This window comes from Thermostichus sp. MS-CIW-40 (assembly GCF_054058315.1).
This window is the reverse complement of sequence record NZ_JBSSAC010000012.1, coordinates 1-10,588: the sequence shown is the minus strand read 5'-3', so window position 1 is coordinate 10,588 and position 10,588 is coordinate 1. Positions and strand designations below refer to the sequence as shown.

Here is a 10,588-nt window from a genome sequence, read left to right as displayed (position 1 = left end):
AGGGGGAACTGTCGAGAACGGCTAGCGGGATCCCAGGCGGGAGCGGCTGTTCGCGTCAGCGGTGCGGAGCACTCCGCAGGGGGAAGCCCACGACCAAGATCAAGGTAACCAGAATGATCAAGGTGGAGAGGGCATTGATTTCCGGGGTAACTCCTCGTCGCGCCGTGCTGTAGATCAAAATTGGCAAGGTCAGGCTCTCCGGCCCACTGGTAAAAAAGGAGATGACAAAATCATCTATCGAAAGGGTAAAAGCCAGCAAAGCGGCAGCTTGGATCCCTGGCATGGCCAAGGGCAAGGTGACATAGCGTAGCTTTTGCCAGGTGTTTGCATAGAGGTCATAGGCTGCTTCTTCCAGGGCGGGATCCAAAAGTTGGAGACGGCTGCGCACCACAATAGCCACAAAAGCAATCTGAAACGTAATGTGGGCCAAGATCATCGTCCCCAAGCCCAGCTCAAAGAGGCCCGTGTAAAAGCGCACAAACTGGTAGAACAGCAGCAGCGCGATGGCCATCACAATATCGGGGACGATCACCGGCAACAGCATCAGCCCCTGCAGGATCTTTTTACCGGGGAAGCGATAGCGATACAGCCCATAGCCCAGCAGGGATCCCAGCAGCGTGCTGACCAGCGTGCTGACCAACGCCAGGACGAGGGTATTTTGCGTGGCCTGCCAGACCAGGGCATTCTGAAACAGGGAAAGGTACCAATCGAAGGTAAAACCTGTCCACGCCAGGCCAAAGCGGGCTCGGTTAAAGGAGTAGACGGCGATCAGCAGAATTGGCAGGTAGAGAAAGCCATAAATGGCATAGCTGACTCCCCGCAGCCAGGTGGGTATCCTTGCCAACATTCGGCCAACATTCGTGTGTGGTATCTCGGTTGTCTCTATCCCACTGTAGAGCAGACCGCCAAAATTGCAGCAACTCCCTAGGCTTTATACATCAGCCTGCAACCCTGTCCATCACGCCAAAGTCCGTTATCAATGGGATATCAATGTGAGGTTATCTGTGGCTGGATTTGTTGAATTGATGATGGGATCCCTGAAGCTGTAAAGACGGCAATCAAAGAACGTGAGCCAAACGAAATGTTTTGCTGTTCGCGTTAGGGGGACGGAGTCCTTGCCTTATTCGGGCAACCCGATACCTGTGACTGGGAAATTGGCAGCACAGGCATTCCCCAACGCCGGCAGTGGGCACTTCCGCGAGGATTGCTAAACTTAGGCTCGGAGTGGTGTGAAAAAGCTGCAACCCATGCCCAAAAGCAGTTCTGGTCGTCTTCGAGAAAAACAAAATCCAGAGGAACCGCACGCGAAAACCAAGGGTATGTCTCGGCCTGTCGGTCGCGTCAGCTGGACGGAGTCCAAACCGTTGCGGTGGGGCAATACAGCCTACTGGGAGGCGGTTGGGTTGATGTTGCTAGGGATCCTGCTGATCGTCTATCGCTGGCGGGGCACCCTGCTGATGTTGATCAATCCCGGCTACGTGAATGTGGCGCTGTTGGCCGGGCTGTGTCTGTTGGGCTTGGGGATTGGCCGTTGGCGAGGAGCCAAAGTTGCCTCTTCTGAAGTCCATGCCTCACTATTGGGGCCGCGGCTGGGCGCAGGACTGTTGATCCTGACGGCCCTGCTGGGGTTTTGGGTCGAGCCACGACCACTCTCCAGCCAAACTGCCCTCAACCGAGGGGTATCTCCCTATCTGGGGGTATCTCGTAGCCAGCCGCAGGCTTTTCGCCCCAAGCTCGACCCGCGTCAGCGAACTCTGCTGGACTGGGTGCGCACCTTGGATGTCTACCCGGATCCCTACACCTATGAGAACCAGCCGGTGCGGGTGCAGGGGTTCGTCATTCCCGACGAGCGACCCGACCACTTTGTTATTGCCCGGTTTTTGGTTAGCTGCTGTGCTGCCGATGCTTACCCCGTGGGCTTGCCGGTGCGCTGGCCAGAGGCAGAACAGTTAACTGCCGACAGTTGGCTGCGTCTGGAGGGGCGCATGGCTGTGGAGCAGCGGGATGGATTATCTCAGTTGGTGATCGTTGCCGAGCGGCTGGAGCCGATACCGGTGCCGGCCAATCCCTACGCCGACGAGTGAGAGTAGGCGCTCAGATATCGGTTTCGCTCAGCTTGGCGCTCAGGTAATCGAAGGGCTCGGCCACAAAGCTATAGTCTTCGCCGGAGCCAAGCAGCTCCAGGGTGCGGGTTTTCATGTTTTGGATCCCAATCACCGTCGGGGCGATGGGCACGCCGAGGGAGTTGTAGGTCTCCCGTAAGCCGGCCAAGACTCGCTCATCCAAAATGCTGTTGTCGGCAGCCACCAGCGCGTAGGAAGCGTAGCGCAAGAAGTAGTCCATATCCCGCAAACAGGTGGCATAGCGGCGGGTGGTGTAGGCGTTGCCTCCCGGACGAATGAGATCTGGCACCTGGGCGAACATGGCCGCAGCAGCCGTTTTGACGATATCCACCGAGTTGAGATTGATCACGTTTACGGCCTTGATGCGCCGCAGCCCCGAGTCATAAAAAGCCTTGAGCGCATCCATTGCCTCCCGATCCAAGTAGCGGCCCGTCAGGTCGTAGGTTTTGATCAGTGTGGTTACGGCATCCCGCATATCCCCAGCTCCATTCTTGTGACTTTATTTTGTAAAGTAGCTTGAGATGAAAAAATGAGAAGAGATTTTGCCGGACAACATCCAAAGGTCAACCTTGGAAAATCGAGCCAGAGCCCGGCAACGGCGACGCTTCAGGCTCCCCTTCGCCCTCAGAAGTTTAGCATGCAGGGGTTTCTTTCCCACTTCCCTCTGAGACAATGGCCAATGTTGTTACAAAAATGTAACCTTTCTGCAACACTCTAGGGATCCGGCGGCAACACCCGCAGCGGCTTGAGCTGGCCTGCCTGACCATACCCCAAGCCCAAAAACTTGCCCGCCTCGTCCAGCACCCGCAAAGTAGGGGCATCGACAACAGGCCGGTCGAGGAGAATGGCCCGACCCTGCAGCCACTGCTTCGCTTCGGCGGAAGAGAGCTGTACCGCACCCCAATCGGCAAATCCCCACTCGATGGGCAGCAGGGCAGCAGCGGGATCCGCGGATCCCTGCCATTTCTCCAGGGGCAGGCTTTCTGCAATGCGAAAGGGGCCACTTTGCAGCCGTCGCAGCCGGCTCATCAGCCCTCCACAGCCCAATTTTTCCCCCACATCGCGGGCAAGGGCACGGATATAAGTGCCGGGGCCACAGGCAATTTCTAGATCCACTTCCGGAAAGTCTCCGGCTCGCCAGCCCAGGACCCGCAGTTGCTGAATAACCACCCGCCGCGGCTCCAACTGGAGTTCTGCAGCCTCTACGCCGGCCCGGGCCAACTGGTAGAGCTTTTTCCCCTGGCGCTTAAGGGCGCTGTAGAGGGGCGGTACCTGCCAGATCTCGCCGGTAAACTCCCGCAAACACTGCTCCACCTGCTCGCGACTCAACCCAGGACAAGGGGATCCCAACCGGATCTGCCCTTCAGCATCGTCGGTGTCGCTACGCTGTCCCAATCGGAAGGTTGCTTGATACACCTTATCCCCCGACAAAAACGACAAAAAGCGTGTTGCCCGTCCCACCGCAATCGGCAAAACCCCCGTTGCTGCCGGATCCAGAGTACCCCCATGCCCCACCTTGCGGGTGCGCAAGACCTGCCGCACCGCCGCCACACAGTCGTGGGAGGTGAGCCCCACCGGTTTGTCCAGGTTGAGAAAGCCCTCCAGGGATCCCATGCCAGGCATAATATGCATCAACAGTTAAGATTTGTAACTGAGCTGCCCCAGCGCTTAACATGGGGTTAACTTCCGTCTCCAAGTTTGAAGCACCTATGGCTCAGTCTGACCTGTCCTCTCAGCCTATCTGGCAACGCCTCCTGATGATTGCCCCCTTTTTCCTGTGGGGCTCGGCGATGGTGGTGATGCGAGACGCCCTCTCCGAGACCACCCCCCTCTTTATTGCCATTCTGCGGTTGTTGCCAGCAGGGATCCTGGTTCTGGCCTTTCGGCTCTGGCAGGGGCGGGGTTCTGCGGCCTCTCACGCCTGGCATCCCAGAGGGCTGCGCGGCTGGCTATGGGTGTTGGCGTTTGCGCTGGTGGATGGCACATGTTTTCAGGGATTTTTGGCCCAAGGGCTGAAAGAGACAGGGGCGGGCCTGGGATCCGTGCTCATTGACTCGCAGCCGCTGGCGGTGGCTTTGATGGCCACCTGGTTTTACCGCGAGCGGATGGGATCCCTAGGCTGGCTGAGCCTGGGGCTGGGAGTTTTCGGCATTGGCCTCATCGGCCTATCCGGTGGGGGATCCCTGCAGTTGGGGGCCGGCGTCGTTTGGATGTTGATGGCCTCCCTGTCGATGGCCATCGGCACCGTGATGATGCCCAAGGTGGCGGAGGTGGCGGATCCGGTGCTGGCGACGGGCTGGCACATGGTGTTGGGCAGCCTGCCCTTGATCCTGCTGTCGGGACTGACGGAGACTCAGCAATGGCAACACCTGAGCGGAACCCACTGGCTGGGCCTTCTCTACGCTTCGGTGATGGGGAGCGCCTTGGCCTATGCCCTCTTCTTCTATTTCGCCTCCCAGGAAAACCTCACCGAGTTCAGCTCCCTGACCTTCCTCACTCCCATCTTTGCCCTGCTGTTTGGCAGCACCTTTCTGGGGGAATCGCTGACGCGGCTGCAATGGCTGGGAGTGGGCATCACTCTGGTCTGTGTGTACTTGATTAACCACCGGCAAGAATGGCAGGAGCGCCTGCGCCTGGGCTGGAAAGGGATCCTCTCGGAGCTGGGTTTGGATTGGCTGGTGAGCGCCTTCAGCACCGTCGAGATCCGCGATGGCAACCCCGACTGATCAAAGCTTGGGCAGGGATCCCTCAGGGGGGTAAGAACCCCATAGCCTCTCTCACCGTTTTTAGCGTTTGCTCGGCGATGGCCCGGGCCTTAGCGGCATTCTCCCGAATCAGAACGAGCAGGTGGTCGGGGTTGCTCCACAGTTCCCGGTAGCGCTGCTGAATGGGCTCCAGGGCAGCGATGATGCTGTCGGCGAGGAGGGGCTTGAACTGTCCCCACCCCATCTCGGCACACTCAGCCGCCACCGCCTCCTTGCTTTTGCCGGAGGTGAGCATGTAAATCGTCAACAAATTGTGGGCTTCGGGACGAGCCGGATCGTCAAAAGTAATGCCCCGAATGGGGTCGGTCTTGCATTTTTGGATCTTCTTGCGGATGGTATCTGGGTCATCCAGCAGATGGATACGGCTGAAATCCGAGGGATCCGACTTGGACATCTTCCGCGTACCGTCGGTTAAGCTCATCACCCGCGCCCCCTCCGGACGAATCAGGGCCTCCGGGATCAGAAACACCTCTCCAAAACGGTCATTGAAGCGGCGAGCGATGTCCCGACACAGCTCAATATGCTGCCGCTGATCCTCCCCCACCGGCACATACTTGGGTTGGTAGAGCAAAATATCTGCCGCCTGCAAAATCGGGTAGCTGAACAAGCCAACGCTGGTCTCCTCTCCCTGTTTTTCTTTCTTCTCCTTGTATTGGATCATGCGCTCCGCCCAGTTCATGGGGGTGATGGTGTTGAACAGCCAGGCCAGCTCCGTATGGGCAGGCACGTGGGACTGGACGAACAGCACACAATGCTCCAGGCTGAGACCGCAGGCCAAATAAAGGGCAAACAGCGAACGGGTACGCTCCCTCAGCAGCTTGGGATCCTGAGGGACGGTGATGGCGTGTTGATCGACGATGCAAAAAAAGTTCTCGTAGTGCTCCTGCTCGGCCACCCAGTTTTTAATTGCCCCCAAGTAGTTGCCCAAATGCAGTTCGCCAGAGGGCTGAATGCCAGAGAGGGTGCGCGGCTTGGCCATAGGGAAAGCAAATCTCAAACGCCAACAAGACGGAGGACAAGAGCAAGGAAAGTCTTTTTCAGGATATCAAGAGAGGCGCAACCCGTTGGTTCATGATGGAAAAAAGACGCCCAACCCCACACCATGTTAGACTCAGAACCCGAACTGTTACGTGCTGCCAACCACTATGTGCTGCTGATCCCGGGCTTGCCGGAGCAATTTCTCAGCCCTGAGGAATTGCAGGAGTTTCTCGTGCGGCTGTTGCAGGAGCATCCCCACCTGGTGGATGCAGATCTGGCCCGCTATCCCACCCCTCAAGCGCAGGCACAGCGGCTGATCGACACCGCCTGTGAGATCGAAGTTTCCCCCGGCGAAACCGTGCAGTGGCATCCTGTGCGCCTGAGCAAGCGCTCCTCGACACGGTCTTAACAGGCTCGGAAGTTCCTTGGCCAAGCCGTTCGCAGCCTCGTTGCAGCAGCGTTGCAGTTCCCCTCCCGCAGGCATAGCAAAAACCTCACCAGAGGTGGGGCGGGCAGTACGGGGTTGTGTTTCGGATCCCGCCTTGAGCGTGATACAACGCAAGAGTAGAGCATGACTCTAGTCAATAATAAGCTCAACTATACTGAAAATAATGTATAACATGTTCAGTACGGATTACTACCAGTTGATCTTTCTGTTTACTTTCGAGTCTGCCAACATGGTAGCCAAAGCAAAGCAGAAAATTGGTAGTAAGACGACACGGAAACTGCGCTTTGGGTATTCTACTCAAAGCTTTGCGGGATACTGCCATTCTGTTTGGACTCCGTCCCGCTAACGCGAATGGAAACAAACAGAATGCTATCGCTGCATAGTTGAACAGTGATGTTCAGCAGTGTTCAGCGTAAATGTATCAGATCCTTAGTCCTAAACTTAGAAGGGGTCAGCCATGCCGCGCAGCATGAAGAACGACAACTTCATTGACAAGACCTTCACCGTCATGGCCGATCTGATCCTGAAACTGCTGCCAGGGGTGAGTTCCGAGGAAAAGAAAGCCTTTGCCTACTACCGGGATGGCATGGCCGCTCAGAGCGAAGGAGAATACGCCGAGGCCCTAGAAAACTACAGAGAAGCCCTCGCCCTCGAGCAAGGGGAAGAAGACCGCAGCTACATTCTCTACAACATGGGCCTGATCTACCAGAGCAACGGCGAGCTTGACAAAGCCCTCGACCACTACCACCAAGCTCTGGAGTTAAACCCAAGACTTTGCTCTGCCCTGAACAACATTGCCGTATTGCTGCACCACAAGGGCGAGCTGAGCCTGCAAGCCGGGGATGAGGAAACAGCAGAGGCCCTGTTCAACGAGGCTGCCCAGTACTGGATTCGGGCCATTCGCATTGCCCCCAACAACTACATCGAGGCCCAAAACTGGCTGAAAACCACCGGGCGCGCCAACCTGGAGGTGTACTGAGCTTTCCTGCAGAAGGACTCCGTTCCGTTAACGCGAACGGTTGATCTCGGCTACCCTGGGCTAAGTCAAGTCGATAATCTGGGAGCCGGAGGAGAGGATGCTGAAACGGGAAGAAGTCCAACATGTTGCTCACTTGGCTCGTCTGGAGCTGACCGAGGAGGAAGAGATCCAGTTCACAGAGCAGCTAGCAGACATCTTGGCCTACGTGGAGCAACTGAAGGAGCTGGACACGGAGGGGGTAGAGCCCACCTTTCACGTCCTGGACATGGAACTGCCCACCCGCCCCGATGAAGTCGAGCCCTACCCGGATATCGAAGGGATCCTGGCCAACGCCCCTGACCGGGCAGACATGTTCTTCAAGGTGCCCCGCATTTTGGAAGGGGAAGACTGACATGGGTCGGCAGGGATTCGAACCCTGGGCCAATCGGTTAAAAGCCGAGTGCTCTACCGCTGAGCTACCGACCCAAGTTTGCAGCTTCGTCATATTAGCAAAGCTTCTGTCACATTCGCAAAGGTTCTGGCCGTATCCCCAAAAATCTTGCTATGCTGGACTCAAGTCAACCCTGGGGCTGTAACGGTTTCGACGGGGTGGCGAACATGGGTTCATGAGGCAGGTCGGGATTGAGCTTATCCCGTTACCACCAGGCTCAAAACAGTACGTGCGAACAACGTCGTACCCTTTGCTCGTAAAGCGGCTGCTTTGGCTGCCTAAGGCTCAGTAACCGAAAACTTACTCTGAGCTCGAGGATCTGCTCACGACCCCGTTAAGTGGGCGGATCACAACCCCAACGGGTGCAGCTCTCTACTCTGGCTCCGTCGAGGGAGAGACTAAGATTAGGCGGAGAACTCCCATCGCTGGGATCCAAACGGCGATCCCCGCCTCGAGGGTCAAAGAGGCTAAACCTGTGAATGAGTGATCCCTCAGTACCCATCTCGGACACGGGTTCGACTCCCGTCAGCTCCATCTCCCAGCAGTTAACTACGAGCCAAAAACTGCCAGCTTTCAGCCATGCCCTAGGAGCAGATCCTGCTCAGTTTCTAAAGGTTTTACGGAGCGTGGGCGAGTTTGATGACAAGGTGCCGGTTTTTGTCCACCGCAACCCAGCCCTGCTGGCGAAAGCGGTTTAGGAGACGGGTAATGGTGACCCGGGTAGTGCCGATGGCATTGGCCAAGTCCTGGTGGGTAAGGCGCACTTGCAGGCGCACCCCTGTTGCAACCGGGGATCCCAGCTCCACAGCCAAAAGGGAGAGCAACTGGCGCAGCCGATCCTCTACCCGCCGCCGTCCGGCCAAGGCGAGCAATGCTTCGGTTTGGCGCAGCCGACGCACCACCTGCTTGAGCAGCCCTTGACTCAGGATCTCTGAGGCTTCCACCTCTGCTGCCGGCAGCCGCAGCACATCAACTGCCGTCAAAGCCTTGGCTTGGTAGGGATCCAACATCGTCAGCGGGGATCCCAGGGGCATGGAAGGGCCGGCAAACCCCAACAGCGCCTCACCACCATTGGGATAGAGGGTGGTCAACTGCACCACCCCCCGACAGACGATCACCCATTCATCAGGAAACAGAGGGATAACCTGGCCGGGAGTGTAGGGGGATAAACTGCGGCTGCGGTAGAGGTCTTCCAGCAGTTGGCGCTCCCGTGTGGACAGGCCGGCAGCAAAATGGCTAGGCATCGCTTCAGGCATAGGCTGGCTCCGCTAGGAAAACTGGGCGCACCAGTCGTTGGGCTCCCCCTTGCAAACCAACAGCAATGGGCTGGCCGTCAATGCTGAGGTTGGGGCATGAGATAAGTGTTCCCGACAACACCTTAGCGCTTGCCTTCCAGCCTGAGGTAAAGGCAAAGTTATGCACAGGTTAAGTGTGGCTGCCTCGAGAGAAGAGACAAAAGGGGAACCCGGCAAAGCTGCAGGGATCCTAATCCGCTAGGATCGAAACCAGGGTGCTCCGCACCGCCGACGCGAAAGTGTTCAAGCCCTCAGGAGATCTGTCGTGACGCTGATGGTTCGTGTGATTACCCCCGACCGCACGGTTTGGGATGCCCCCAGCGAGGAAGTGATCCTCCCTGCCACTTCGGGCCAATTGGGCATTCTCACTGGGCACGCCCCCCTCTTAACTGCTATCGGCAATGGCGTTATGCGGGTCAAAGCCGATGGAAAGTGGTTGGCCATTGCGGTCATGGGCGGATTTGCAGAAGTCGAAAATAACGAGGTAACCGTCCTGGTCAACCGAGCAGAGCGGGGTGAAAAAGTGGATAAGGCAGCGGCTCAGGCCCTCTTGGACGAAGCAAGCAAAGTTTTGAATACCAGCAGCGACAAGCAAGAGCGCTTGCAAGCCAAGTTGGATCAACAGCGAGCCAGGGCCTTGATCCAAGCTGCCGAGATGGGCAGCAAGACTGGAAGCTGACCCTGTCCCGGCGCGGGATCTGCAGATGGAGCTCAAGCTGCAGGAGAGATGGAGGGGCTGAGGCGCAGCCAGGGGGCCATTTTCGATCTTTGGGGATTGGCTTTGTTAGCTAGACCGGCGGGAAGCCCCGCCTTCTGTTAGTGACTAGTGGCTGGTCACTATCCACTCACCACTATCCAGGGTGAGGGTCGGGATAAAAGGCAAGGACACGATGCTTTGTCCTTACTGGTGCTATGACCGGCGTAGCAGGATTTTATACCCTCATCATGAGAACTGCTTACCAGTATCGCTTACGCCCTACCTCTAGCCAAGTTGCTCTAATGGAGCAATAGCTAGACTTGTTACGCAAGCAGTACAACTACCGCTTGGCAGAGCGCTTTGCGTGGTGGGAACACAATCGCTGTGCTATCAATGCTTGTCCCTTAATCTGTCACTTGCCTGAGCTGAAAGACAAGCCCGATTTCTACTCCCAAAAACGGGACTTGGTGAAGACGAAAGCCCTGTTTCCGCAGTACAGAGCAGTCCATTCGCAAGTCCTCCAGAACTGCATAGAGCGAGTGCACAAAGCATTCGACCGCTGGCTGAAGGGGGACGGTAACGGCAAGCGGGCAGGGAAACCCAGATTCAAGGGAGCTGGGCGGTATCGCTCCTTCACTTTCCCCCCGATGCAACAGGACTGCATTTGCGGGCAGTTTATCCATCTGCCCAAAATCGGTGCTGTTCGCATAATTCAGCACCGTCCTTTGCCTGAGGGCTTTGTGATTAAGGCGGCTACCATCAGCCGCAAGGCAGACGAGTGGTATGTGACCTTGAGCCTGCAAGATTCGTCCGTCCCTGAGTTTACTCCTGAGTCTGCAACGCTGGAAAACACTACAGGGATCGACGTGGGAC

General features: G+C 57.1%; 11 protein-coding genes, 1 tRNA gene, 1 other RNA gene and 1 pseudogene. 8 read left to right on the top strand and 6 right to left on the bottom strand.

The window, feature by feature from the left end; genetic code table 11:
• Positions 1-55: 55 nt before the first annotated feature.
• A complete protein-coding gene (locus ACVWXF_RS05640; protein WP_011433789.1) occupies positions 56-847 on the bottom strand; it encodes an ABC transporter permease in 792 nt (263 codons plus the stop codon).
• 472 nt (positions 848-1,319) lie between these two features.
• Here ACVWXF_RS05640 and ACVWXF_RS05635 point away from each other — a divergent pair, with 472 nt between their 5' ends.
• Complete coding sequence (locus ACVWXF_RS05635) at positions 1,320-2,084, top strand: TIGR03943 family putative permease subunit (RefSeq protein ID WP_457473876.1); 765 nt, start codon at positions 1,320-1,322, stop codon at positions 2,082-2,084.
• A gap of 10 nt (positions 2,085-2,094) precedes the next feature.
• Here the strand turns inward: ACVWXF_RS05635 and apcB are convergent, their stop codons facing one another.
• Both apcB and truB read right to left on the bottom strand, forming a co-directional pair.
• Complete coding sequence (gene apcB / locus ACVWXF_RS05630; protein WP_011433791.1) at positions 2,095-2,598, bottom strand: allophycocyanin subunit beta; 504 nt, start codon at positions 2,596-2,598, stop codon at positions 2,095-2,097.
• A gap of 239 nt (positions 2,599-2,837) precedes the next feature.
• The gene (truB, locus tag ACVWXF_RS05625) at positions 2,838-3,755 is read right to left on the bottom strand and encodes a tRNA pseudouridine(55) synthase TruB (RefSeq protein WP_457473875.1); all 918 of its coding nucleotides are present in this window, start codon (positions 3,753-3,755) and stop codon (positions 2,838-2,840) included.
• Between the two features lie 77 nt (positions 3,756-3,832).
• Here truB and ACVWXF_RS05620 point away from each other — a divergent pair, with 77 nt between their 5' ends.
• A complete protein-coding gene (locus ACVWXF_RS05620) occupies positions 3,833-4,849 on the top strand; it encodes a DMT family transporter (protein WP_457473874.1) in 1,017 nt (338 codons plus the stop codon).
• A gap of 22 nt (positions 4,850-4,871) precedes the next feature.
• Here ACVWXF_RS05620 and trpS read toward each other — a convergent pair whose 3' ends face one another.
• Positions 4,872-5,867 carry a tryptophan--tRNA ligase gene (trpS, locus tag ACVWXF_RS05615; protein WP_414423812.1) on the bottom strand — a complete coding sequence of 332 codons (996 nt, stop codon included), beginning with the start codon at positions 5,865-5,867 and terminating at the stop codon, positions 4,872-4,874.
• A 123-nt stretch (positions 5,868-5,990) separates the two neighbouring features.
• Between trpS and ACVWXF_RS05610 the strand changes: the two genes are divergently transcribed.
• From ACVWXF_RS05610 to gatC, 3 genes are all read left to right on the top strand, one after another.
• Complete coding sequence (locus ACVWXF_RS05610) at positions 5,991-6,275, top strand: chlororespiratory reduction protein 7 (protein ID WP_414399900.1); 285 nt, start codon at positions 5,991-5,993, stop codon at positions 6,273-6,275.
• A 496-nt stretch (positions 6,276-6,771) separates the two neighbouring features.
• Entirely contained in the window at positions 6,772-7,293 is a 522-nt protein-coding gene (locus ACVWXF_RS05605) for a photosystem I assembly protein Ycf3 (protein WP_414350803.1), read from the top strand.
• A gap of 97 nt (positions 7,294-7,390) precedes the next feature.
• Entirely contained in the window at positions 7,391-7,684 is a 294-nt protein-coding gene (gatC, locus tag ACVWXF_RS05600) for an Asp-tRNA(Asn)/Glu-tRNA(Gln) amidotransferase subunit GatC (protein WP_414350806.1), read from the top strand.
• 2 nt (positions 7,685-7,686) lie between these two features.
• Here the strand turns inward: gatC and ACVWXF_RS05595 are convergent.
• Positions 7,687-7,758, bottom strand: a tRNA-Lys gene (locus tag ACVWXF_RS05595).
• A gap of 100 nt (positions 7,759-7,858) precedes the next feature.
• On the opposite strand from ACVWXF_RS05595, the gene ssrA reads away from it, so the two are divergent.
• Positions 7,859-8,260: a transfer-messenger RNA gene (ssrA, locus tag ACVWXF_RS05590) on the top strand.
• Positions 8,261-8,340: 80 nt separating this feature from the next.
• On the opposite strand, the gene ACVWXF_RS05585 is transcribed toward ssrA, so the two are convergent.
• Positions 8,341-8,979 carry a Crp/Fnr family transcriptional regulator gene (locus ACVWXF_RS05585; RefSeq protein ID WP_414342684.1) on the bottom strand — a complete coding sequence of 213 codons (639 nt, stop codon included), beginning with the start codon at positions 8,977-8,979 and terminating at the stop codon, positions 8,341-8,343.
• 304 nt (positions 8,980-9,283) lie between these two features.
• On the opposite strand from ACVWXF_RS05585, the gene atpC reads away from it, so the two are divergent.
• Entirely contained in the window at positions 9,284-9,697 is a 414-nt protein-coding gene (gene atpC, locus ACVWXF_RS05580) for an ATP synthase F1 subunit epsilon (RefSeq protein ID WP_011433800.1), read from the top strand.
• 266 nt (positions 9,698-9,963) lie between these two features.
• Positions 9,964-10,588: pseudogene (locus tag ACVWXF_RS05575) on the top strand (RNA-guided endonuclease InsQ/TnpB family protein); the annotation flags it as partial.